Below are 22,361 nucleotides of genomic sequence, written 5' to 3' on the forward strand. Positions count from 1 at the left end.
TGCCCGGCGAGACCGGGCCGGAGCCCCACGACGGCACGGACGGCGCGGACGGGCCGGGCACCGAGGGCGGCACGCCCGCCGAAGCCGGGACCGAGCCTGAGAACGACGTGTCCGACGCGAGCGAGGACGAGGCCCGGGACGGCATGCCCGGCGAGACCGGGCCGGAGCCCCACGACGGCACGGACGGCGCGGACGGGCCGGGCACCGAGGGCGGCACGCCCGCCGAAGCCGGGACCGAGGCCGAAGCCGGCGAGGCCGGGGCGGGCACCGAAGGCGGCCCGGCCGACGAAGCCGGGGACGGCGGGGCCGGAGTCGGGGACGGCGGGGCCGGAGTGGTGGCTTCGGGTTCAGGGGACGCCGGGGGCGAGGACGCGGCGCCCTCGGTCAGCGAGGCGCAGGCCGAGCTCGCCGCGCAGCGGGTCGAGCGGGAGCGGATCGCGCGCCGCAGGGCCGAGCGGGAGCACCCCGTCGACGCCGGCGGCAAGCTCAGCGGCACGGCCGCCGACCTGCTGGCCGCCGTACGGGCCGTGGAGAGCGGGGCCAAGGCGCCCGCGCTCACCTTCGACGAGGCTCCGTCCGCCCCGCGCCGGGCCGCCCCCGCTCCCCCGCCGGCGCCCCGCCCCCGGGCCGCCGAGCGCCCCGTCGGGGACGTCGGGGCGGTGCGGGCCGTCCTGGCGCGCGGCGGTGCCCCGGAGGCCCTGGCCGGACCGGCCGCCGAGGCCCTCGGGGAGGGCGCGGCCGAGCGGCTGTCCGAGGACCCCTGGCGGCTGCTGGCCGTCCCCGGGGTGCGCCCGACGCAGGCGGACGGTTTCGCGCAGGCCCTGCTGGGCCCCGCGGCCGGCCCCGGCGACGAGCGCCGCGGCGCGGCCCTGCTGGACTGGCTGCTGGCCCAGGCGGCCGAGCGGGGCCACACCGCCCTGGAGGCCCCGGTGCTGGAGAAGGCCCTGGCCCAGTACGGGGTGCCGGCCCCCGGCGCGGCCCTGGAGGCGGCGATCGGCGACGGCGCGGTGCTGGTGTTCCACGAACCGCTGGGCGAGCCCGTCGCCGAGGACGAGGAGCAGCCCGTCCGCGTGCTCGTCGGCCTGGAGGAGCACGCCCTGGCCGAGGAGAGCCTGGCCGACGGCCTGGCCCGGCTGGCGGCCACCTTCACGGGCCCCGCCGACTGGTCCCGGGCGGCCTCCGGGCCCGGCGCCGAGCTGGTCCGGGCGGTCGCCGCGGCCGGCCTGGTCACCCACACGGGCGGCGAGGCGGCCCGCGCCGAACCGCTGGCGCTGCTGGAGGCCGCCCGCGGCCTGGGCCTGCGCGCCGTACTGGCCGCGCACTCCCCCGCGCCGGGCGCCGTCGCCGTGGCGGAGCTGCTCGCGGGGACCGGGGCTCCCGGCCGGGACGCCGACGGCCGCTTCGAGCTGGACCTGCTCGTCGTCCTGGACGCCCCGCAGCTGGACGTGGAGACGGCCGCGGCCCTGGTGGAGTCGGTGCCGGACGGGGCCCGGCTGGTGCTCTCCGGGGATCCCGGGGTGCTCGGCTCGGCGGGTCCCGGCCGGGTCTTCGCCGACGTGCTGGCGGCCCGCGCCTTCCCCCACGTCGTGTCCCGGACCCCGGACCCCGGCCCGATCGGCGAGCTGGTCTCGGGGATCGGCGTCGGGGAGCTGAACCAGGTGGACGCCCCCGGCAAGGAGGTGGTGATCGTGCCGGTGCGGGACGCGGGCGAGGCCGTGCACCGCACCGTGCAGCTGGTGGCCGACTCGGTGCCGCGCGCCTTCGGCGTGCCCGCGGAGGCCGTGCAGGTCGTCACCCCGGGCCACGGCGGCCCGGCGGGGACCCGGGCGCTGAACGCGGCCCTCAAGGAGCGCCTCAACCCCGGACCGGGCCGCTTCGGCGGCTTCGACCCGGGCGACCGGGTGGTCCACGTACCCGCGCCCGGAAGGGCCCTGCCGGCCCGGGTGGTGTCGGCCGACGCCGAGGGGCTGCACCTGGACGCGGCCGGCGCGCGGATCGTCGTACCGAAGGACCGGGTGGAGTCGCGGGTGCGGCACGGCTGGGCGGTGACGGCGCACCAGGCCGTCGGCTCGCGCTGGCCGGCGGTGGTCGTCGTACTGCCGGGGGACGCGGCGCAGGCCCTGTCCCGGGACTGGGTGTACACGGCGTTCGGGCGGGCCGAACGGCACCTGTCCGTGGTGCACGGCGTCGAGCAGGCGCTGGCGCACGCGGTGGCCCAGGTGCCGCCCAAGCCGCGCACGACCCGTCTGACGGGCCTGCTGCGGGCCCTGGCGGCCGCCCAGCACGAGCAGGCGTAGGGGAAGGGGACGCGCCAGCCGCCCGCGCCCCGTGCGGGCACGGGCGGCTGGCGCGTCCTCAGGCCGGGGTCAGCCCGGACGGAGCGGCGGGGCGCTCCTCTCCGTCGGCGTCGTCGTCCTCGAAGTAGTCCCCGTCCTCGTCGAAGACGGAGCTCACGTCGAACCGGTGCAGGACGTCCTGCGGATCGGTCTGCCCGAAGGGCGAGCCGAGCCAGTCCCCCGGTTCCGCGGCTTCCTCCAACGCGGCGATCCAGAGGGTGGAGTCGCCCTCCTCCAGGCCGAACTCCTTGGACCGGGAGGCGATCTCGTCGGCCTCGTACTCCCCGAAGAGCACCCCGAGCGCCCCGCCCGTGCCGCCGTCGTCGATGAGTTCGGCGTCGCGGTCGTGCGCGGCGACGCGCTCGGCCTGGGCGATCAGCCGGGCCGGTTCGACGACGGCGTAGTCGCGGCGGATGAGCACGCTGAACGCGGCGGGCTCGGCGGGTCCGGTGTAGCGGGCCCCGGTCTCGGGGGTGGGGATCTCGAAGGGGGTCACCTCGTCGTAGCGGTCGTAGAGGAGTTCGTCGTACTCCTCGGCGGCGGCGGCGAGTTCGTTGAACGCGGCGTAGACGGCCGGGTCCTCGTCCCCGATCCTGCTCTCGACCGCGGCGAGGTGACGGTCGAGAGCGGCCTTGACCGCCTCGGCGGCGGCGCGTACCTCGGCAACAGTGGGCAGAGCGGCATCAGACATAGTGCAGACGCTATCCGTAGCGGGCCGGTGCCCGCACAATAGATGCGATGCCGGAATACGAATTCGTCGACGTGTACGTGCCCCGCGGGACCCCCCGCAAGGAGGCGACCCGCCTGCTGACCGACCATGCGGAGTACGGGCATTGGGAGCTCGACCGCCTGACCCTGTACCGGGACGGCAGCCGCCGCGCGCGGCTGCGCCGCCGGATCATCCGCCAGGTCAGAGCGACCTGGTGACCGCGGCGCCGGCGGACGCGGCCGGCGGCTCGGGCCGCGGGCCGTGAACGCGGCCGCGCGGGCCCCGGTGGCCGGGGCCCGCGCGGTGGGGGTGCGTCAGGCGGCGTTGCGCGCGCGCCGGTAGAGCACGGTGCCGGCCAGCAGCAGTCCGCCCGCCAGCGGGAGTCCGGCCGTCATGGCACCGCCGGCGCCGGTCTCGGCGAGCCCCGCGCCCGGCGTACCGGTGGAGCGGCCGGCCGGGGTGGTGGTGCCGCTCGTGCCGGAGCCGGCGGTACCCGGGGTACCGGTGCCGGGCGTGCCCGTGCCCGTGCCGGGGCCGCCCGGGGTGCCCGGGGTGTGCCCGCCCGGGGTGCCCGGTGTCTGACCGCCCGGCGTGCCGGGGTTCCCGCCGCCCGGGGTGCCCGTCCCCGGGTTCCCGGGCGTGTGCCCGCCGGGGGTGCCGGGGTTCCCGCCGCCCGGGGTGTGCCCGCCCGGAGTGCCGGGGTTCCCGCCCCCCGGGGTGTGCCCGCCCGGAGTGCCGGGGTTGCCCGGGGTGCCGCCGCCGGGGTGCCCGGGGTGGTCCGGCTCGTCGTCGTCGCAGTCCTCGTCGCCCCCACCGGGGTTGCCGGGGTGGCCCGGGGTGCCCGGGTGTCCGGGGTGGCCCGGGTGCTGCGGCCCGGCCGAAGCGTTGGCGCAGCGGTTCCCGAAGGCGGGGTTCAGACCGCCCACCACCGTCACGCTGTTGCCGCAGGCGTTCACCGGCACGTCCACCGGCGCCTGCACGTTGTTCCCGGACAGGAGGCCCGGGGAGTTCGCGGCGTGCCCGGAGGCACCGGAGTCCGCCTGGGCGTAGCCGCCGCCGAGTGCGAGGACGCCCCCCGCCGCCGCCATCGTGATCAGCGTCTTCCTCGTGACCTGTACCGGTCGTCGCATCTGTTCTCGTCCCCTGGTGTGTGCGTTCGCGCGGCGCACAGGCTGTACGGGCTCCCCCGCCTGCCACGCCGGCCCGTCTGGATCCGGGCCCTGATGCCCGGCGGCCCCGGAGCGCTGGATTGCGCTCCGGGGCCAGAACTTTCAGAAGCGTCAGGCGTTGACGCAGGTGTTGCCGAAGGCCGGGTTCAGCAGCGCGATCACGTTCACGGTGTTGCCGCAGACGTTGACCGGCACGTGCACGGGAACCTGGACGACGTTGCCGGACAGGACACCGGGGGAGCCGATGGCCGCACCCTGGGCGCCCGCGTCGGCGGCGGCGAGACCGGCACCCGCGAGAACGAGACCACCGGTGGCAGCCGCAGCGGCGACAACCTTCTTGAGCATTGTTCCTCCTAGTAGGCAATGCGGTCCCAGCCGCGGACCGCACCACCTGTAACGAGGAGGGATCACCGGGGCTACGAGCGTATGAGCGCATTCACTCTTCTCAGTGGAATGCGCACACCTTCCCGATTCCCCGGAGTTAGGCGTTGTCGATGAAGCGGTCGAGCACCCGTACGCCGAACTTGAGGCCGTCGACCGGGACCCGCTCGTCCACGCCGTGGAACATGCCCGCGAAGTCCAGCTCCGGCGGCAGCTGGAGCGGCGCGAAGCCGAAGCAGCGGATGCCGAGGTCGTCGAAGGACTTGGCGTCCGTGCCGCCGGAGAGCATGTACGGGACGGCGCGCGCGATCGGGTCCTCGGCCCTGAGGGCGCCCTGCATGGCGTCCACGAGCCGGCCGTCGAAGTCCGTCTCCAGGGCCTTGTCCGCGTGCACGTCCTCCCGCTTCACGCGCGGGCCGAGGATCCGGTCGAGGTCCGCGAAGAACTCGTCCTCGTAGCCCGGCAGGAAACGGCCGTCCACGTGCGCGGTGGCCTGGCCGGGGATGACGTTGACCTTGTAGCCGGCGCCGAGCATCGTCGGGGCGGCCGAGTTGCGCAGCGTCGCCCCGACCATCTTGGCGATCCCGCCGAGCTTGGCGAGGGTGGCGTCCATGTCCTCGGGGTCGAGCGGGGTTCCGAGCGCGTCCGAGAGTTCGTCGAGGAAGGACCGGACGGTCTTGGTGACGCGGACCGGCCAGGTGTGGCGGCCGAGGCGTCCGACGGCCTCGCACAGCTCCGTGATCGCGTTGTCGTTGTTGGTCATGGAGCCGTGGCCCGCGGTGCCCTCCACCGTGAGCCGCATCCAGTGCATGCCCTTCTGGGCGGTCTCGACCAGGTAGAGGCGGAGGTTCTCGTTCACGGTGAAGGAGAAGCCGCCCACCTCGCCGATGGCCTCGGTGACGCCCTCGAAGAGCCCCGGGTGCTTGTCCACGAGGTGCCGGGCGCCGTACGTGCCGCCCGCCTCCTCGTCCGCGAGGAACGCGAGCACGATGTCGCGGGGGGGCTTGCGCCCGCTGCGCATGCGGTCGCGGACGACGGCCAGCGTCATCGCGTCCATGTCCTTCATGTCGACCGCGCCGCGGCCCCAGACGCAGCCGTCGGCGATCTCGCCCGAGAAGGGGTCGTACGTCCAGTCGGCGGCGTTGGCGGGGACCACGTCGGTGTGCCCGTGGATCAGCAGCGCCGGCCGCGAGGGGTCCTCGCCCTCGATGCGCGCCACGGTCGAGGCGCGGCCCTTGTGCGATTCGAAGATCTGGGGCTCCAGCCCGACCTCGGCGAGCTTCTCGGCGACCCACTCGGCCGCCTTGCGCTCGCCGGGGCCCGAGTGGTCCCCGTAGTTGCTGGTGTCGATCCGGATGAGGTCCCGGCAGAGGTCGACGACCTCGTCCTGGCCCGAGACGGTCTTGCCCGCGCCCGATGCGCTCACGCTGTTTCCTCCCGTAGATCACGTACCGGCTGGCTCCCATCCTCCCGCCCGGGGGCGCTCTCCCCAAGGGCCGTCCACCGGCCGGAGGGGGTGTGATCGGGGACCCCGGACTGTTTGGTAATGTTTTCCACGTCGGAACGGCCGCGAGGCCGGGACGCACACACCCGGTCCGGGTGGCGGAATGGCAGACGCGCTAGCTTGAGGTGCTAGTGCCCTTTATCGGGCGTGGGGGTTCAAGTCCCCCCTCGGACACACGGTGAGAAGGACCCCGCTTCGGCGGGGTCTTTCTTCGTTTCCCCGGGGAACGGCGAAGGGCCCCCGGGCGGGCCGGAGCCCGTCCCGGGGGCCCCTGGGGCCCGTGGAGGACGTCAGTCGCGCGCGGCGGCGATCTCGTTCACCCGGCGGCGGACCAGGAACCAGCCGCCGACCAGGGCCGCGGCGATGCCCGGGAGAATCATCACCGTGGTGCGGCCGACACCCCCGTCGCACCACATCAGCACCAGGACGGCCACCAGGAAGACCAGGGTGACGATCTGCGTGTACGGCGCCCAGGGCAGCTTGTACCCGGGGCGCTCGACGAGGCCGTCCTGCGCGCGGCGCCAGAAGAACAGCGAGCAGATCATGACCATGGCCCAGGTGCCGAGGATGCCGATGGAGGCCAGGTTGAGGACGATCTCGAAGGCCTCGCCGGGCATCCAGTAGTTCAGACCGACGCCGGCGACGCCGAAGGCGGCGGTGAACAGGACGCCGCCGTAGGGGACCTTGCCCTTGTTCATGACGCCGGTGAACTTCGGGGCGGAGCCGGAGAGCGCCATCGAGCGCAGGATCCGGCCGGTGGAGTAGAGGCCGGAGTTCAGGCTGGACAGGGCAGCCGTCAGGACGACCAGGTTCATGATGCCCGCGGCACCGGGCACGCCCAGCTTGTCGAAGACCGTGACGAAGGGGCTCTGGTCGCCCGAGTACTCCGTGTACGGGAGCAGCAGGGCGAGCAGGACCACGGAGCCGACGTAGAAGAGGCCCACGCGCCACATGATCGAGTTGATCGCCTTCGGCATGATCTTCTCGGGGTTCTCGGTCTCGCCGGCGGCGACGCCGCAGAGCTCGACGGAGGCGTACGCGAAGACCACGCCCTGGATGACCAGGAGCATCGGGAGCACGCCGGACGGGAAGATGCCGCCGTGGTCGGTGATGTTGGCCAGGCCCGGGGTGTTGCCGCCGATGTCGTGGCTGGTGGCGACGAGGTAGATGCCGACGATCAGGAAGATCGCCAGGGCGGCGACCTTGACCAGGGAGAACCAGAACTCCATCTCGCCGAAGTACTTCACCGAGATCAGGTTCGCGGTGAGGACCACGGCCAGGGCGATGAAGGCGAGCACCCACTGGGGGATGTCGGTGAACATCGACCAGAAGTGCGCGTAGGTCGCGGCGGCGGTGATGTCGGCCACGGTGGTGGTCGACCAGTTGAGGAAGTACAGCCAGCCCGCCGTGTAGGCGCCCTTCTCCCCCATGAACTCGCGCGCGTACGAGACGAAGGCGCCGGAGGAGGGGCGGTAGAGGACGAGCTCGCCGAGGGCCCGGACGACGAAGAAGGCGAAGACGCCGCACACCGCGTAGGCGATGGCGAGGGACGGGCCGGCACCGGCGAGGCGGCCGCCGGCACCGAGGAACAGGCCGGTGCCTATCGCCCCGCCGATCGCGATCATGTTGATGTGGCGGGACTTGAGGTCCTTGCTGTACCCCTCGTCACCTGCGTCGACATGGCGGGAGGACGCCTCGGCGGGGGCCTCGGTCAAGGTGCGGTCACTCATATACGACTTCGCCTTCGTGGGTCGGACAGGCAGGTCCGGGGGCCGCGCGCGGGGGAGCTGGGTGGTGTCCCCCCGTATCGCGGTTCCGGTGATTTTGTCGCCATAGGAGACCACGAGCCTCCGCAACCGCAAAAATCGGCCACCGAACGCGGAAGCCCCCGGTGACCATGGAAACGGTCTCCGGGGGCTTCGGGAGGGTACGGATATGAGGCTCGGCGCCGTCAGGCGCCCGGATCGGCCTCGGCGGCCTGGTCGAGGCGGAAGGCCTCGTTGCCCAGCCCGATCCGGGCGTGTGCCTCGGGCCGGCGGGCCTTGAGCACCAGCCCGTGGACCAGCCCGGCCACCGCGGCCGCGCCGATGATCGCGGGCAGCGCCCAGCTGAGCGCGGAGCCCTTCTCGGCGCCGACCAGGACGGCGAAGTCCTTGACGGTGTAGACGGCGATGCCGACCAGGGCCAGGCCGGCCAGGCCCGCCGCGACGAGCCTCCAGATCTGGGCGCCGGCGGCACCCCGGCGGACGAAGAAGGCGATGACGGCGAAGGAGGACGCGGCCATCAGGACGGTCACGCCGAGGGCGCCGACGCTGCCCATCCAGGTGAACAGGTGCAGGACGGGGGCGGTGGGGTCACCGGCCGGGGAGCCGTCGGTGAGGGCGAAGGCGAGGACGACGAGGGCGGCGACCACGGTCTGGAGCAGGGATCCGGTGGCGGGGGCTCCGGTGCCGGGGTTGGTGCGGCCGAAGCGGGCGGGGAGCAGGCCCTCGCGGCCCATGGCGAAGGCGTAGCGGGCGACGACGTTGTGGAAGCTGAGCATGGCGGCGAGCATGCCGGTGACGAAGAGCACGTGCAGGACGTCGGTGAAGCCGGCGCCGAGGCGGCTGCGGGTGAGGTCGAAGAGCAGGGCGGGGCCGGCGTCGGCGGCCGCCCTGGTGATCTGTGCAGGCCCGGTGGCGACGCTGAGGGCCCAGGCGCTGAGGGCGAAGAAGAGCGCGACGAAGCCGACGGCGAGGAACATCACCCGGGAGACGACGATGTGCGGCTTGCTGGTCTCTTCGGCGTAGACCGGGGACTGCTCGAAGCCGACGAAGGCGGCGATGCAGAAGCACAGGGCGGTGCCCAGGCCGGCGCCGCCGAGGCCGGCGGGGTCGAAGGCGCTCAGGGAGAGGCCTTCGGGGCCGGGCTTGCCGAGGGCGGCGAGGTCGAAGACGACGACGAGGGCGCACTCGATGAGCAGCAGGACGCCGAGCACCTTGGCGTTGAGGTCGATCTTCAGCCAGCCGAGGGCGCCGGTGGCGGCGACGGCGAGCAGGGCGGGGATCCACCAGGCGATCCCGGTGTGCAGGTAGGTGGAGAGGAGTCCGGAGATCTCGAAGCCGAGGATGCCGTAGACGCCGACCTGCATGGCGCTGTAGGCGACGAGGGCGACGAGCGAGGCGCAGGCTCCGGCGGTGGGCCCGAGGCCTCGGGCTATGTAGGCGTAGAAGGCGCCGGCGTTGTGGACGTGGCGGCTCATCTCGGCGTAGCCGATGCCGAAGAGGGCCAGGACGACGCCGAGGATCACGAAGAGCAGCGGCTGGCCGACGATGCCCATGACCCCGAAGATCGTGGGCATGACCCCGGCGACGACCATCAGGGGGGCACTGGCGGCCAGGACGGAGAGCAGCAGCCCGGCGGTGCCGAGGCGGCCCGCGCGCAGGGCGCGGTCCTGGCCCTTGAAGGTGCGGATCTCGGCCTCGGTGGCGGCGGCCGTCACGGTGGATCTGCCCGTCGGCATGGCAGGGTCCTTTCGGGGGCGACTGGTCGGGGGCGGGGGTCAGGCCGTGCCGAGCGCGGCGCTGCGCGCGGCGAGGAAGGCCTTGGTGGGGTCGCGGTCCGGATAGGACCAGGGGGCGCGGGTGGCGTGGGCGCCGATGCGGTGGAAGAGGGCGGCGGCTTCGGCGGGGCGCCCTTCGCAGAGCTTGGCGTGGGCGAGGAAGTTGAGGTCGACCCGGTTGCGCGGGTGGTCCTCGCGCTCCCACTCCAGCCACCAGTCGAAGGCGGAGCGCAGCACCTGGCGGGCGCGGCGGCCGGTCCAGTGCTCGACGGCGTCCTCGGGGGCGGAGCGGCCCCGGGCGGCGGCGAGGACGCGGTAGCGCTCGGCGTGGGCGATGACGGGGAGCACGGCGAGCGGGGAGTCGGCAGGGGCCTCCTCGGCGGCCCAGGCGGCGAAGTCGTAGACCTCGTGGAGCGGGTCGCGGCCGGCGGCGGGGTCGCGTTCGGCGAGCCGGGCGACCATGAGGTGGTGGGCGTGGTGGTGCTCGCGGTGGCGGGCCCGGACCTGGTCGAAATGGCGGCTGAAGTCCTCGTCGGGGCCGAAGGCGCGGGAGAGCATGAGCAGGCCGAGCCAGGGGGTGGGGTCGGCCGGGAGCAGGGCGGCGGCGCGGCGGCAGGCCTCGTCGGCGGCCCGGGGGGTGCCCTTGCCGCGCAGGGCGGCGTGGACGGCGGCGCAGGCGAGGAGGGTGGCGGCGTCGGCGCTGCCGGGTTCGGCGAGGAGCCACTCGCGGGCCCAGGCGAGGGCGGAGGGGGTCTCGGCGAGGACGGTGACGCGGTGGCCGCGGCGGTCCCAGTCGTCGCCGGTGGCCGCCAGCAGGCTGCGCGCCCTGGCCCACCGGCCCTGGGTGAACTGGCCGCGCACGGCGACGAGCTCGGTGTCGCAGAGGGCCGGGTCGAAGAGCTGGGCGTCCCGCTTGCGGGCGCGGCCGAGGGGCGGCGGCGGGGACATCCGCGAGTTCCCTCCAGGGCGCGGGCGCGGGTGGACGACGTACGGGGTGGACGGCGTACGGGGGTACGGGTGGACGGCGTACGGAGGTGCGGGTGCGGACGTGCGCGTGCGTGCATGCGGTGCGGGCGGTGCCGGTGGTGATGGTGCGCGCGGCGTGCGGGGCGCGGCCCGATCGCTCCGGTGGTCAGTCCGGATGATCACTCACAGCAAACCGGTACGCACAGCTCCGAGTCAAGGTCCGGACCGCCGCGTGGCCGGAATCAACTGGTGTGCGAAGCGGGCAAGTTGGGGCGCATGCGGCGGTTCGAAATACGGGTGTGGGGGGTGGGGCCGGTGCACAGGGTGGCGCCGTGACGGGCCCTGACCGCCTGGTGGCGGCGGTGTCGCGCGGGACGATCCCCCTGCGCCCGCCCTTCCTCCCCCGTCCGTCGCCGGGAGGGCCCCCGGTTCCCGGGACTCCGCCCCCGGCCCCTCCACGGGCGCCCGGCGCCCGTCGCCTCGAACGCCCGCGGGGCTGAAACCAGCCCCGCGCGGCCGGGGATCAGGACACCGCGCGGGCCGCCGCGCGGCCCGCGGCCCGGCCCGAGAAGAGACAGCCGCCCAGGAAGGTGCCCTCCAGGGCGCGGTAGCCGTGGACGCCCCCGCCGCCGAAGCCCGCCGCCTCGCCCGCCGCGTACACCCCGGGCAGCGGTTCGCCGGAGGGGGTCAGGACGCGGGAGGACAGGTCGGTCTCCAGGCCGCCGAGGGACTTGCGGGTCAGGACCGAGAGGCGGACGGCGATCAGCGGGCCGGCCTTCGGGTCCAGGATCCGGTGCGGGGCGGCGGTGCGGATCAGCCGGTCGCCGAGGTACCGGCGGGCCCCGTGGATGGCCGTGACCTGGAGGTCCTTGGTGAAGGGGTTGGCGATCTCCCGGTCGCGGGCGGTGATCTCGCGGCGGACGGTGGCCTCGTCGAGCAGGTCCAGGCCGGTGACCTCGTTCATCCCGCGGACCAGGGCCGGCAGGTCTCGTTCGACGACGAAGTCGGCGCCGCGGTCCATGAAGGCCTTGACCGGCCCGGGTACGGCCTGCCGGGCGCGGTTGACCACCTCGCGGACGGAGCGGCCCGTCAGGTCGGGGTTCTGCTCGGAGCCGGAGAGGCCGAACTCCTTGCCGATGATGCGCTGGTTGAGCACGAACCAGGTGTGGTCGTGCCCGGTGCGCATGATGTGGTCGAGCGTGCCGAGCGTGTCGAAGCCGGGGAAGAGGGGTACGGGCAGCCGCCGGCCCGTGGCGTCCAGCCACAGGGAGGACGGGCCCGGCAGGATGCGGATGCCGTGGCGGGCCCAGATCGGGTCCCAGTTCCCGATGCCCTCGGTGTAGTGCCACATCCGGTCCTTGTTGATGTGGCTGGCCCCCGCCTTCTCCGCGATCCCGAGCATCAGCCCGTCCACGTGGGCCGGGACCCCGGAGAGCATCCGGGCGGGCGGGGTGCCCAGGCGGGCCGGCCACTGGGCGCGCACCAGGTCGTGGTTGCCTCCGATGCCCCCGGTGGTGACGATCACCGCCTGGGCCCGCAGGCTGAAGGAGCCGGTGCTCTCGCGGCCGCTGGCGGTGCCCCGTACGGCGTCCGAGGGCGCCAGGACCTCGCCGGTGACGGTGTCCACCGCGCCGGCGGTCGACGCCAGGCCGGTGACCCGGTGGCGGAAGCGCAGGCTCACCAGGCCGCGGGCGGCCCCGGCGCGGACCCGCCGCTCGAAGGGCTCGACCAGGCCGGGTCCGGTGCCCCAGGTGATGTGGAAGCGGGGGACGGAGTTGCCGTGGCCGTTGGCGTCGTAGCCGCCGCGCTCCGCCCAGCCGACGACGGGGAAGAAGCGCACCCCCTGGGCGTGCAGCCACGGCCGCTTCTCGCCGGCCGCGAAGTCGACGTAGGCCTCGGCCCAGCGGCGCGGCCAGGCGTCCTCCTCCCGGTCGAAGCCGGCGGTTCCCAGCCAGTCCTGGAGGGCGAGGGCGCGGTTGTCCCGGATCCGCATCCGGCGCTGTTCGGGCGAGTCCACGAAGAACAGCCCGCCGAAGGACCAGTGCGCCTGGCCGCCGATCGACTGCTCGGGCTCCTGGTCGAGGAGGATCACCCTGCGTCCCGCGTCGACGAGCTCGGCGGTGGCGGCGAGGCCCGCGAGGCCCGCTCCGATCACGATCACGTCGGCGTCGTAGCCCATGCGTCTGCCCGTCCTCCGGTCGGTGGTGGGGCAGATCCTTGGCTACGGAGCGGTAACCCGTCAACAGCGGTGGTTGGATGGACGGGTGGGTGCCGCAGATGAAGTACTGGACGTGGTGGACCGCGACGACCGGGTGACCGGGCGGGCCCCGCGGGGCGAGGTGTACGCCCGGGGACTCCTCCACCGGTGCGTGTTCGTGCAGGTCACGGACGAGCTCGGGCGGGTCTTCGTGCACCGCCGGACCGCCTCGAAACTGGTGTTCCCGGCGCACTACGACATGTTCGTGGGCGGGGTGCTGGGAGCCGGGGAGGACTACCCCGGGGCCGCGCTGCGGGAGGCCGAGGAGGAGCTGGGGGTGAGCGGGCTGGAGCAGCCTGCGCCGCTGTTCAAGTTCCTCTACGAGGGTCCCGGCGGAGCCTGGTGGTCGTACGTGCACGAGGTGCGGTGCGCGCTGCCGGTGGCCCCCCAGGAGTCCGAGGTCGGCTGGCACGCCTGGCTGCCGCCCGGGGAGCTGGAGCGGCGGGTCTCGGACGGGGGGTGGCCGTGGGTGCCGGACGGGCTGGAGGCGTACCGGCGGCTGCGCGCCTTCCGGGAGGACACGTCCCGGCCGCCCGCGCCCCGCGCGTGAAGGGGACGTAAATTGGACAGGTGATCGACTTCGTCAAGGACGTGCGCCTCTGGTTCGCACCGCAGCGGCTGCGCGGCGAAGGCGAGACCCCGGACTACCGCTTCTCCCTGGCCAACGAGCGGACCTTCCTGGCCTGGATCCGGACCGCGCTGGCCCTGGTGGGCGGCGGGTTCGCGGTGGACCAGTTCCTGCCCGACCTGCGCTGGGGGGTGCGGGTCGGGATGTCGCTCGCCCTGCTGGGGGTGGGGGCCGCCTGCGCGCTGCGGGCGGTGCACCACTGGGTGCGGTGCGAGCGGGCGATGCGGCGGGGCGAGGACCTGCCGCTGTCGCCGTTCCCGGTGCTGCTGAGCCTGGGGGTGGGGCTGGTCGCGGTGGCGATGGTGGTGGTCGTGCTGATGGGCTGGACGGACCGGCCGTGACCCGGCCCGGTACGGCCGCCCGGGACGCCGGGCTCCAGCCGGAGCGGACCCGGCTGGCATGGCGGCGCACCACCCTGGCCTGCTCGGTCACCGCCGTGCTCGCACTGCGGCAGGCGCTGCACGGGACCGGGTCGCCGCTGGAGGTCACCGGTGCGTCCCTGATCGCGCTGATCTGGGTGGCGTTCCTGTGGGTGGCGCACCGGCGGATCCGGCAGCTCGCGGCCGCCCGGCCGCCGGTGCTGTCGCACGGGGTGGCGGCGGGGGCGGTGGCCTGCACGGTGGCGCTGGCCGTGTTCGCGATGACCGTGATCGTCTGACGCCTCCCGAACCCCGCCCCGCGCCGGGCCCGGACCGGCTGGCAGGATGCCGACCACCTGTCACACCGACCCGGGGAGAGCACCCATGACCGTCGAGAAGCCGTACGCAGTCCAGCCCGCGGCCGGGGTGTACGCCTACGTCCAGCCGGACGGCGGCTGGTGCCTGAACAACGCCGGCTGGGTCAGCGACGGCGGGCAGACCCTGCTGGTCGACACGGCCGCCACGGAGCGGCGGGCGCTGGCCCTGCGCGAGGCGGTCCTGGCGGCCGGGTCGCCGCTGCCCCGCACGGTGGTCAACACCCACCACCACGGCGACCACACCTACGGCAACGCCGCCTTCGCGCCGGCCCTGATCGTGGGCCACGACAACGCGCGGGCCGAGCAGCTCGCCGCCGGGCACCAGCTGGAGCTCATCTGGCCCGCGACCGACTTCGGCGCGATAGAGATCACCCCGCCGGACCTCACGTACAACGACCGGCTGACGCTGCACGTCGGGGAGACCGAGGTGCGGGTCCTGCACCCGGGCGTGGCGCACACCACCGGCGACTCGGTCGTGTGGCTGCCCGCGCAGGGGGTGGTGTTCACCGGGGACCTGGTCTTCGCCGGCGGCACCCCGTTCCTGGCGATGGGCTCACTGGCCGGCTCGCTGCGGGCACTGGAGCTGCTGCGCTCGCTGGACGCGGAGACGGTCGTCCCGGGGCACGGGCCCCTGACCGGCCCGGCGGCGTACGCGGCCACCGAGCGCTACCTGCGGTACGTGGGGGAGCTGGCGCGCGACGGCCGGGACCGGGGGCAGACCCCGCTGGAGACCGCGCGCGGCGCCGACCTCGGGGAGTTCGCGGCCTGGCGGGAGAGCGAGCGGCTGGTGGCGAACCTGCACCGGGCGTACGCGGAGCTGGCCGGGGAGCCGGAGGGCGCCCCGCTGGACATCATGGCGGTGCTGCGGGACATGACGGTGATGAACGGGGGCACGCCCATCCTGTGCCACGCCTGACGACCCGGGCCGGAAGGGTTCTTCCGGCCCGCCCTATGGACGGCATACCGACTGGTCGGCATGATGGCTCGGGACACCCGTCGACCCGACTTCGTACGGAGGCGCGCCCATGACCCCAGCCGACCCCCGAGGCCTCGATCTGGAGCGGCTGCGCGACCACCTCGACGCCGCGCGCCCCGGGCTCGTGTCCGGGCCGCTGACCGGCCGGCTGATCGAGGGGGGCCGGTCGAACCTCACGTACGCGGTCACCGACGGCCGGGCCCGCTGGGTGGTGCGCCGCCCGCCCCTCGGCCACGTCCTGGCCACCGCGCACGACATGCGGCGCGAGCACCGCGTGATCGCCGCCCTGCACGGGACGGCCGTGCCGGTGCCCGAACCGCTGCTGCTGTGCGAGGACGAGGAGGTGCTGGGGGCGCCGTTCTACGTCATGGAGCACGTGGACGGAGTGCCCTACCGGACGGCCGCCCAGCTCGCGGAGCTCGGCCCGGAGCGCACCCGGCGGGCGGTGCTCGGCCTGGTGGACACCCTCGTCGACCTGCACGCGGTGGAGCCGCAGGCCGTGGGCCTCGGCGACTTCGGCCGGCCGGAGGGCTTCCTCGACCGGCAGCTGCGCCGCTGGGGCAAGCAGCTCGCGGCCTCGCGCGGCCGGGAGCTCGCCGGGATCGACGCCCTGCACGAGGCCCTGGGCCGGGCGCTGCCCGGCTCCCCCGCCCCGACCGTGGTGCACGGGGACTTCCGGCTGGACAACGTACTGATCGGCGGGCCGGACGACACGATCCGCGCGGTGCTGGACTGGGAGATGTCCACGCTGGGCGATCCGCTGACCGACCTCGGTTTGCTGGTGATGTACAGCTCGGACCTGGGCCTGGAGGACTCCCCCGTCAGTACGACGAGCCGCGCGCCCGGGCACCCGGCGCCCGCCGAGCTGATCGGGCGGTACGCCGCCCGCTCGGGGCGCGACACCGGGGCGATCGCCTGGTACACGGCCTTCGCCTGGTTCAAGCTCGCGGTGATCCTCGAGGGCATCCACTACCGCTACACGCTCGGCCAGACCGTCGGCGCGGGCTTCGACCGGATCGGCGAGCTGGTCCCGGTCTTCATCGCACACGGTCTGACCACCCTCCAGGAAGGCTGAGGAGCCGCGCAGATGGACTTCGCATTCGACACCCGGACCGAGGAACTCCGCGGGCGGCTGCTCGCGTTCATGGAGGAGTACGTCCACCCGGCGGAAGCCGTCGCCGCCGGGCAGCGCGCGCGGCTGGCCTCGCCCTGGGACGCCCCGGCCGTCTTCGGCGAGCTGAAGGCCGAGGCGCGCCGCCAGGGGCTGTGGAACCTCTTCCTGCCCGACCCGGAGTACGGGGCCGGGCTGACCAACCTCCAGTACGCCCCGCTCGCCGAGATCACCGGCCGCAGCCCGCACCTGGCGCCGATGGCCACCAACTGCGCGGCCCCGGACACCGGGAACATGGAGCTGCTCGCCCAGTTCGGCAGCGAGCGGCAGAAGAAGCAGTGGCTGGAGCCGCTGCTGGACGGGGAGATCCGCTCCGCGTTCGCGATGACCGAGCCCGAGGTGGCCTCCTCGGACGCGACGAACGTCGAGACCCGCATCGAGCGCGACGGCGACGCGTACGTGGTCACCGGGCGCAAGTGGTACATCTCCGGGGCGATGAACCCGGACTGCAAGGTCTTCATCGTGATGGGCAAGACCGATCCGGACGGCGCCGATCCGCGCCGCCAGCAGTCGATGGTCCTGGTCCCGCGCGACACCCCGGGCGTGGAGGTGCGCCGGGCGATGACGGTGTACGGGTACGCGGACCACGACCACGGCGGGCACGCCGAGGTGGTCTTCGACGGGGCCCGGGTGCCGGCGGAGAACCTGATCGGCGAGGAGGGCGCCGGCTTCGCCATCGCCCAGGCCCGGCTCGGCCCGGGCCGGATCCACCACTGCATGCGGCTGATCGGCATGGCGGAGCGGGCCGTCGAGCTGATGTGCCGGCGCGCGGTGGGGCGCACGGCCTTCGGGAAGGAGCTGGCCGCGCAGGGGGTCGTGCAGAACTGGATCGCGGACGCCCGGGTCACCATCGAACAGCTGCGGCTGCTGGTGCTGAAGACGGCCTGGCTGATGGACACGGTCGGCAACCGCGGCGCGCACACCGAGATCCAGGCCATCAAGATCGCCACCCCGCGCGCGGTGGTGGGGATCCTGGACCAGGCGGTGCAGCTGCACGGCGCGGGCGGGGTCAGCCAGGACTTCCCGCTGGCCGAGCTGTGGGCGGCGGCGCGCACCCTGCGGCTGGCGGACGGCCCGGACGAGGTCCACCAGCGCTCCCTGGCCCACCGCGAGCTGAAGCGCTACCGCTAGGCCGTCTCTTGCGGGTCAGGCCCGATCAGCCCGCGGCGTCCGGCGCGGTGCCAGGCGCCGCGGGCCCGGCCTGATCCGGGAGACGCGGCCCGGGCGGCGTCCACGGCGTCCGGCCGGAGGCGGCCTCGATGACCTCGTCCAGCACCTCACGGGAGCGGACGAGGTCGCCGATCATCCGGTCGATCCGGTCCCGTTCGCCGGCCAGCTCGGCGACCAGGGCGGGGGTGGCCCGCACCGACGGGCCGCCGTCCTCGTCCCGCATGCAGGGCAGGATCTGCGCGATCTTGGAGCTGTGCAGCCCCGCCGCGTACAGCTCCTGGATGCGGATCACCCGGTCGACGGCCCGCTCGGGGAACTCCCGGTGTCCGCCGGGCGTCCGGTCGGACGCGAGGAGGCCCTGCTGCTCGTAGTAGCGCAGCGAGCGCTCACCGACCCCGGTGCGCGCCGCCAGTTCACCGATCCGCATGGTCACCTCGGGAGGTCGTCGGGGGCCGGGCCGTTGCGGCCTTGAATCTGACACAGGTGTCAGGTTCTACGGTACCGCCATGACGCAGACACGACAGACCCTCGCCGCCGGATCCCGCCTCTTCTCCGCCGCCCGACTGGGCTCCCTCGACCTCCCGAACCGCCTGGTGATGGCCCCGCTCACCCGCAACCGCGCGGGGGCCGACGGGGTGCCGGGGGAGCTCATGGCCACCCACTACGCGCAGCGCGCCTCGGCCGGGCTGATCATCGCCGAGGCCACCACCCCGAACGCCGTCGGCCAGACCTACCCGCACATCCCCGGCATCCACACCGCGGCGCAGGCGGCCGGGTGGCGCCGGGTCACCGGGGCCGTGCGGGCCGCCGGCGGGCGGATGTTCCTCCAGCTCCAGCACGGCGGCCGGATCGGCCACCCCGACACCAGCGGACACGTCCCGCTGGCACCGTCCGCCGTCCCGCTCCCCGAGCCCCTGCACACCTCCGCCGGGCTCCAGGACCCGGTCACGCCGCGCGCGATGACCGAGGAGGACATCCGGTCCACCGTCGCCGACTTCGCCCGGGCCGCCCGCACCGCCGTGGCGGCCGGTTTCGAGGGCGTGGAGGTGCACGCGGCGAACGGCCTCCTCCTCCACCAGTTCCTGGCGCCCAACACCAACCTGCGCACCGACGCCTGGGGCGGGTCGGCCGAGGGGCGGATCCGGTTCGCGGTCGAGGTGGTCCGGGCCGTCACCGAGGCCGTCGGCCCGGAGCGGGTCGGCGTGCGGATCTCCCCCGGGGTGGAGGTGAACGGTGTGCAGGAGCCCGACGCCGAGGAGCTCTACCCGCTGCTCCTCGCGGCCCTCGCGGAGCTGGAGCCGGTCTACCTGCACGTGGAGTACGCCGACCAGGAGCGGCCCGGCTTCGCGGGGCTCCGCGCGGCCTGGCCGGGCACGCTGATCGCCAACCCGAGGCTCTCCCGCGAGGAGGTCGCCGCCGACGGGGGCGCGGCGCGGGGCGAACGGCTGCTGGCGGCGGGCGCCGACCTGGTGGCCCTGGGGCGGGGCTTCATCGCCAACCCCGACCTGGTGGAACGCCTGCGCACGGGCGCGCCGCTCAACGATCTCCGCCCGGAGTTCCTGATGCACGTGCACGGCCCCGAGGGCTACAACGACTACCCCGCGCTGGCCCCCTCCGCCCCGGCCGCCGCGGCCTAGGGACGCAGGGAGCGGAGCAGCAGGTCGGCGAGGTGGTCGGCCACCTGGTGCGGGGTGAGCGGGCCGTCGGCCCGGTACCAGGTGGAGAGGTGGTGCACGGAGCCGAAGTAGTAGTCCACCACCAGGTCGGCGGGGGTGGCCGTGGAGAACACCCCGGCGCGCATGCCCTCCTCGACCAGCGCGCGGAACCGCTCGTGGTAGCGCCGGCGTTCGGCGCGGACCTGCTTGTACTTCTCCGGGCTGAGCTGGTGCATCGACCGGAAGAAGATCATCGCGTCGTCGAGGTTCTCGATCGTGGTGACGACGACGTCCGCGGCCGCGGCCCGCAGCCGCTCCTCGACGGGGGCGTCGGATCCGGCCACGGCGTCGAGGCGCTGCTGCTGGAGGCGCAGCATGCGCGCGTACACCTCGTGGAGCAGGTCGTCCTTGGAGCCGAAGTAGTGGTAGAGGGCGCCCTTGGTGACCCCGGCCGCCTCGACGATCTCCTGGACGGAGGTGCGGTCGTAACCGCGCTCGGCGAACAGCCTGGTGGCGACGGCCAGGAGCCGCTGCGGCACCGGGGTGTCGCGGTCGCCGTCCCGGGGCCCCGCGGTGTTCGTGGCGGCCATGGTGCTCGCCTTCCTCTCCTGATCCTCCGACTGTTTTCAGCCGCGCTCGCGCAGTTCTCGTCGCAGGATCTTGCCACTGGTGGTCTGGGGAAGAACAGGCAGGATCTCGACCCGGCGCGGGTACTTGTAGGCGGCGAGGCGCTCGGCGCAGTACGCGGCGAGTTCGGCCGGCTCGGCGCGGGCTCCGGGGCGCAGGCTCACGTACGCCTTGACGGTCTCCCCGCGGTAGGCGTCGGGGACCCCGACCACGGCCGCGTCCCGGACGGCGGGATGGGTGTGGAGCACGTCCTCGACCTCGCGCGGCCAGACCTTGAACCCCGAGGCGCTGATCATGTCCTTCTTGCGGTCGACGACGTAGAGCCAGCCGTCGGCGTCCATGAACCCGACGTCCCCGGTGCGCAGTTCGCCGTCCGGGAAGGCCCTGGCGGTCTCCTCGGGCAGCCCCCAGTAGCCGGGCACGACCTGCGGCCCGCGGACGGCTATCTCGCCGGTCTCCCCGAGCGGCAGCTCGGCGCCGTGCTCGTCGAGGATCCGTACGAGGGTCTGCGCGCCCGGCACCCCGACGGACAGGGTCCCGCTGCCGGGGTCGACGGGGGCCTCGCGGTGCGCGGGGACGGAGGCGCAGGGGGCGGTGCACTCGGTGAGGCCGTAGCCGTTGCGCAGGTAGAACCCGAAGTCCGCGCGGAGGCGTGCGACGAGGGCGGGCGGGACCGGGGCGCCGCCGGAGGAGACCACCTGGAACGGGGCGAAGTGCTCGCGGGTGGCGGCGGGGTGAGCGGCCAGCGCGGTGAAGGCGGTGGCGGGCCCGATGGTGTAGGCGGGGCGGTGCTCCAGGAAGGCGTCGAGGACGGTCCCGGCGTCGAAGCGGCGGGTGAGGACGAGGGTGCCGGCGTTGACGAGGCAGGCGGCGAGCTCGCAGACCAGTCCGGTGATGTGGAACAGCGGCGCGAGCACGAAGTACCCGGCCCCCTCGGGGACGGGGTGCCCGGTGACCTGGCGGACGGCGTTGTAGGTGATCGCCCCGTGCGGGTTCATGGCGCCCTTGGGGGTTCCTGACGTGCCGGAGGTGTAGCTGATGAGCGCGGTGTCACCGGCGCCGAGCCCGGGGTCGGCCGGTGCGGGGTGGCCCTGCCGGGCCACGGCGAGCAGGTCGGCGCGGACCTGCGGCTCCGGCTCCTGCTCCGGCTCCTGCTCCTGCTCCGCCGGGGATGCGGCCGGGGCCGGGAGGACCCGCGGGTCGTTCCGGGTCTGGAAGTCCGCGGGGCGGGCCGTCAGGACGGTCCGGACGGCGGTCCCCCGGACGGCCCCTCCCAGGTACCCGGCCCACGCCCCGTCCTCGCACACCAGCGCGACCGCCGCGGAGTCGTCCAGCACGTGCCGCGTCTCGGCGGACTTGTACATCGGGTTGACCGGGACGACCACCGCCCCCGCCTTCCAGACGGCCAGCACGGCCAGCACGAAGTGCGGGGTGTTCTGCAGCATCACCGCGACCCGGTCGCCCCGCCGGACCCCCCGCCCCGCGAGGTACCCGGCCAGCGAGTCGGAGAGCGCGTCGGCCTCGGCGTACCCGACCCGCCCGTCGAAGTACGCGAGCGCGACCCGCTCCGGCGCCCGCGCCACGGCGTCGCGGAAGGCGTCCAGCACGCTGGCCGGCGGCGCCACCGGCGCCAGCTGGGCGGCGCTCAGCCGGCGCAGCCACGGCCGGGCGGCGTACGGGGATCCGCCGGCGGAGGAGCGGTCCGTCACGAGGACTCCCACTTCCGCTGGAGGTGGTTCATGGCGCCCAGCCACCGCTCCGGGTCGCCGGCGCGCCCGGCGTAGTAGTCCGCCACCTCGGGGTGCGGGAGGATCAAGAACCGGCCCTTCTCCATGCCGTCGAACAGGGCGTCCGCGACCGCTTCCGGCTCGATCGCGGTCGGCGCCAGGACGAGCTCGCCCGCCGAGCCCGCGGCGGTCAGCATGTCGGTGCGCACGCCCTGCGGGCAGATGGCATGGACCTGCACGCCCCGGTGGCGGTAGGTCAGCGAGAGCCATTCCGCGAAGGCGAGGGCACCGTGCTTGGTGACACTGTACGGCGCCGCCCCGATCATCGTGAGCAGTCCGGCGGCGGAGACCGTGGACACGAAGCGCCCGCCGCCCCGCTCCAGCCAGTCGGGCAGCAGCGCCCGGGCGGCGCGCACGTGGGCCATGACGTTGACGTCCCAGGCCGCCTCCCAGACGGCCTCCTCGGCGAAGGCGTCGCCGCCCGAGGCGAGTCCGGCGTTGGCGCAGTACACGTCCACCCGCCCGCCGAGCGCCTCACGGGCCTCCCCGACGATCGCGGAGGCGTCGCCCGGCACGGCGAGGGCGCGGTCGCCGATGGCGGCGGCCACGGCGGAGGCCCGGGCCGGGTCGAGGTCGTTGACGACGACGGTGGCCCCCTCGGCGGCGAAGCGGTGGGCGAGGGCCGCGCCGATGCCGCCCCCCGCGCCGGTGACGACGACTCGCTGGTCCTGGTACGCGCTCACGGGGATCACCTTTCGCCGCCGGCCGCCGGGCCCGCGGGGCACCGGATCCCGGGCAGACTAACCAG

At 74.6% G+C, this 22,361-nt stretch carries 21 protein-coding genes and 1 tRNA gene; 10 read left to right on the forward strand and 12 right to left on the reverse strand.

All coding sequences use genetic code 11. The features are described 5' to 3' along the window. The first annotated feature begins 143 nt into the window (after window positions 1-143). A complete protein-coding gene (locus AB0469_RS26575) occupies window positions 144-2,297 on the forward strand; it encodes an ATP-binding domain-containing protein (protein ID WP_366454064.1) in 2,154 nt (717 codons plus the stop codon). Between the two features lie 58 nt (window positions 2,298-2,355). Here AB0469_RS26575 and AB0469_RS26580 read toward each other — a convergent pair whose 3' ends face one another. Next, complete coding sequence (locus tag AB0469_RS26580; protein ID WP_366453963.1) at window positions 2,356-3,027, reverse strand: hypothetical protein; 672 nt, start codon at window positions 3,025-3,027, stop codon at window positions 2,356-2,358. A 47-nt stretch (window positions 3,028-3,074) separates the two neighbouring features. Between AB0469_RS26580 and AB0469_RS26585 the strand changes: the two genes are divergently transcribed. Next, complete coding sequence (locus AB0469_RS26585; protein ID WP_045950166.1) at window positions 3,075-3,263, forward strand: DUF5703 family protein; 189 nt, start codon at window positions 3,075-3,077, stop codon at window positions 3,261-3,263. Between the two features lie 96 nt (window positions 3,264-3,359). Here AB0469_RS26585 and AB0469_RS26590 read toward each other — a convergent pair whose 3' ends face one another. The 3 genes from AB0469_RS26590 to AB0469_RS26600 all read right to left on the reverse strand — a co-directional run bounded on the left by AB0469_RS26590 (window position 3,360) and on the right by AB0469_RS26600 (window position 6,021). Further along, window positions 3,360-4,175, reverse strand: a complete 816-nt coding sequence (locus tag AB0469_RS26590) for a chaplin (protein WP_366453964.1) — start codon at window positions 4,173-4,175, stop codon at window positions 3,360-3,362. A 150-nt stretch (window positions 4,176-4,325) separates the two neighbouring features. After that, window positions 4,326-4,559, reverse strand: a complete 234-nt coding sequence (chpH, locus tag AB0469_RS26595; RefSeq protein ID WP_366453965.1) for a chaplin ChpH — start codon at window positions 4,557-4,559, stop codon at window positions 4,326-4,328. A gap of 136 nt (window positions 4,560-4,695) precedes the next feature. Next, window positions 4,696-6,021, reverse strand: a complete 1,326-nt coding sequence (locus AB0469_RS26600) for a M20/M25/M40 family metallo-hydrolase (RefSeq protein ID WP_366453966.1) — start codon at window positions 6,019-6,021, stop codon at window positions 4,696-4,698. Between the two features lie 167 nt (window positions 6,022-6,188). Here AB0469_RS26600 and AB0469_RS26605 point away from each other — a divergent pair. Then, window positions 6,189-6,273: transfer RNA gene (locus AB0469_RS26605), tRNA-Leu, on the forward strand. 116 nt (window positions 6,274-6,389) lie between these two features. On the opposite strand, the gene AB0469_RS26610 is transcribed toward AB0469_RS26605, so the two are convergent. The 4 genes from AB0469_RS26610 to AB0469_RS26625 all read right to left on the reverse strand — a co-directional run bounded on the left by AB0469_RS26610 (window position 6,390) and on the right by AB0469_RS26625 (window position 12,785). Further along, window positions 6,390-7,829, reverse strand: coding sequence for an amino acid permease (locus AB0469_RS26610; protein WP_366453967.1), 1,440 nt, complete (start codon window positions 7,827-7,829; stop codon window positions 6,390-6,392). 221 nt (window positions 7,830-8,050) lie between these two features. Further along, entirely contained in the window at window positions 8,051-9,601 is a 1,551-nt protein-coding gene (locus AB0469_RS26615) for an APC family permease (protein ID WP_366453968.1), read from the reverse strand. Between the two features lie 39 nt (window positions 9,602-9,640). Continuing rightward, window positions 9,641-10,588 carry a hypothetical protein gene (locus tag AB0469_RS26620; protein ID WP_366453969.1) on the reverse strand — a complete coding sequence of 316 codons (948 nt, stop codon included), beginning with the start codon at window positions 10,586-10,588 and terminating at the stop codon, window positions 9,641-9,643. A gap of 541 nt (window positions 10,589-11,129) precedes the next feature. Beyond that, window positions 11,130-12,785 carry an FAD-binding dehydrogenase gene (locus tag AB0469_RS26625; RefSeq protein ID WP_366453970.1) on the reverse strand — a complete coding sequence of 552 codons (1,656 nt, stop codon included), beginning with the start codon at window positions 12,783-12,785 and terminating at the stop codon, window positions 11,130-11,132. An 85-nt stretch (window positions 12,786-12,870) separates the two neighbouring features. Between AB0469_RS26625 and AB0469_RS26630 the strand changes: the two genes are divergently transcribed. The 6 genes from AB0469_RS26630 to AB0469_RS26655 all read left to right on the forward strand — a co-directional run bounded on the left by AB0469_RS26630 (window position 12,871) and on the right by AB0469_RS26655 (window position 17,505). Next, window positions 12,871-13,413, forward strand: coding sequence for an NUDIX domain-containing protein (locus tag AB0469_RS26630; protein WP_366453971.1), 543 nt, complete (start codon window positions 12,871-12,873; stop codon window positions 13,411-13,413). A 20-nt stretch (window positions 13,414-13,433) separates the two neighbouring features. Beyond that, on the forward strand, window positions 13,434-13,832 hold the full coding sequence (locus tag AB0469_RS26635; RefSeq protein ID WP_366453972.1) for a DUF202 domain-containing protein: 399 nt from the start codon (window positions 13,434-13,436) through the stop codon (window positions 13,830-13,832). Next, window positions 13,829-14,149, forward strand: coding sequence for a DUF202 domain-containing protein (locus AB0469_RS26640; RefSeq protein ID WP_366453973.1), 321 nt, complete (start codon window positions 13,829-13,831; stop codon window positions 14,147-14,149). The genes AB0469_RS26635 and AB0469_RS26640 overlap by 4 nt, the downstream gene beginning before the upstream one ends. A gap of 85 nt (window positions 14,150-14,234) precedes the next feature. Beyond that, window positions 14,235-15,143: an MBL fold metallo-hydrolase gene (locus AB0469_RS26645; RefSeq protein WP_366453974.1), complete on the forward strand. Its 909-nt coding sequence runs from the start codon at window positions 14,235-14,237 to the stop codon at window positions 15,141-15,143. Window positions 15,144-15,252: 109 nt separating this feature from the next. Continuing rightward, window positions 15,253-16,278 (forward strand): phosphotransferase family protein, encoded by a 1,026-nt coding sequence (locus tag AB0469_RS26650; RefSeq protein ID WP_366453975.1) that lies wholly within the window; start codon window positions 15,253-15,255, stop codon window positions 16,276-16,278. Between the two features lie 12 nt (window positions 16,279-16,290). Next, entirely contained in the window at window positions 16,291-17,505 is a 1,215-nt protein-coding gene (locus tag AB0469_RS26655; RefSeq protein ID WP_366453976.1) for an acyl-CoA dehydrogenase family protein, read from the forward strand. Window positions 17,506-17,530: 25 nt separating this feature from the next. On the opposite strand, the gene AB0469_RS26660 is transcribed toward AB0469_RS26655, so the two are convergent. Continuing rightward, complete coding sequence (locus AB0469_RS26660; protein WP_366453977.1) at window positions 17,531-17,971, reverse strand: MerR family transcriptional regulator; 441 nt, start codon at window positions 17,969-17,971, stop codon at window positions 17,531-17,533. 79 nt (window positions 17,972-18,050) lie between these two features. Between AB0469_RS26660 and AB0469_RS26665 the strand changes: the two genes are divergently transcribed. Further along, entirely contained in the window at window positions 18,051-19,181 is a 1,131-nt protein-coding gene (locus AB0469_RS26665) for an alkene reductase (RefSeq protein ID WP_366453978.1), read from the forward strand. Here AB0469_RS26665 and AB0469_RS26670 read toward each other — a convergent pair. The 3 genes from AB0469_RS26670 to AB0469_RS26680 are packed head-to-tail and all read right to left on the reverse strand — an operon-like array spanning window position 19,178 to window position 22,305. Next, complete coding sequence (locus AB0469_RS26670; RefSeq protein WP_366453979.1) at window positions 19,178-19,789, reverse strand: TetR/AcrR family transcriptional regulator; 612 nt, start codon at window positions 19,787-19,789, stop codon at window positions 19,178-19,180. The two genes, AB0469_RS26665 and AB0469_RS26670, sit on opposite strands and share 4 nt — an antisense overlap. 36 nt (window positions 19,790-19,825) lie before the next feature. After that, window positions 19,826-21,535, reverse strand: coding sequence for an AMP-binding protein (locus AB0469_RS26675; protein WP_366453980.1), 1,710 nt, complete (start codon window positions 21,533-21,535; stop codon window positions 19,826-19,828). Next, window positions 21,532-22,305: an SDR family oxidoreductase gene (locus tag AB0469_RS26680; RefSeq protein WP_366453981.1), complete on the reverse strand. Its 774-nt coding sequence runs from the start codon at window positions 22,303-22,305 to the stop codon at window positions 21,532-21,534. Before AB0469_RS26680 ends, AB0469_RS26675 begins: the two co-directional genes overlap by 4 nt. Window positions 22,306-22,361: the final 56 nt, after the last annotated feature.

This window comes from Streptomyces sp. NPDC093801, assembly GCF_040701585.1.
GTDB lineage: Bacteria > Actinomycetota > Actinomycetes > Streptomycetales > Streptomycetaceae > Streptomyces.

Bases quoted from the DNA above. Each gene is read 5' to 3' on its own strand.
- AB0469_RS26610 (WP_366453967.1), bottom strand. From the start codon at position 7,829: ATGAGTGACCGCACCTTGACCGAGGCCCCCGCCGAGGCGTCCTCCCGC.
- AB0469_RS26615 (WP_366453968.1), bottom strand. From the start codon at position 9,601: ATGCCGACGGGCAGATCCACCGTGACGGCCGCCGCCACCGAGGCCGAG.
- AB0469_RS26580 (WP_366453963.1), bottom strand. From the start codon at position 3,027: ATGTCTGATGCCGCTCTGCCCACTGTTGCCGAGGTACGCGCCGCCGCC.
- AB0469_RS26585 (WP_045950166.1), top strand. From the start codon at position 3,075: ATGCCGGAATACGAATTCGTCGACGTGTACGTGCCCCGCGGGACCCCC.
- AB0469_RS26575 (WP_366454064.1), top strand. From the start codon at position 144: ATGCCCGGCGAGACCGGGCCGGAGCCCCACGACGGCACGGACGGCGCG.
- AB0469_RS26650 (WP_366453975.1), top strand. From the start codon at position 15,253: ATGACCCCAGCCGACCCCCGAGGCCTCGATCTGGAGCGGCTGCGCGAC.
- AB0469_RS26620 (WP_366453969.1), bottom strand. From the start codon at position 10,588: ATGTCCCCGCCGCCGCCCCTCGGCCGCGCCCGCAAGCGGGACGCCCAG.
- AB0469_RS26665 (WP_366453978.1), top strand. From the start codon at position 18,051: ATGACGCAGACACGACAGACCCTCGCCGCCGGATCCCGCCTCTTCTCC.
- AB0469_RS26670 (WP_366453979.1), bottom strand. From the start codon at position 19,789: ATGGCCGCCACGAACACCGCGGGGCCCCGGGACGGCGACCGCGACACC.
- AB0469_RS26660 (WP_366453977.1), bottom strand. From the start codon at position 17,971: ATGCGGATCGGTGAACTGGCGGCGCGCACCGGGGTCGGTGAGCGCTCG.
- AB0469_RS26625 (WP_366453970.1), bottom strand. From the start codon at position 12,785: ATGGGCTACGACGCCGACGTGATCGTGATCGGAGCGGGCCTCGCGGGC.
- AB0469_RS26655 (WP_366453976.1), top strand. From the start codon at position 16,291: ATGGACTTCGCATTCGACACCCGGACCGAGGAACTCCGCGGGCGGCTG.
- AB0469_RS26645 (WP_366453974.1), top strand. From the start codon at position 14,235: ATGACCGTCGAGAAGCCGTACGCAGTCCAGCCCGCGGCCGGGGTGTAC.
- AB0469_RS26590 (WP_366453964.1), bottom strand. From the start codon at position 4,175: ATGCGACGACCGGTACAGGTCACGAGGAAGACGCTGATCACGATGGCG.
- chpH (WP_366453965.1), bottom strand. From the start codon at position 4,559: ATGCTCAAGAAGGTTGTCGCCGCTGCGGCTGCCACCGGTGGTCTCGTT.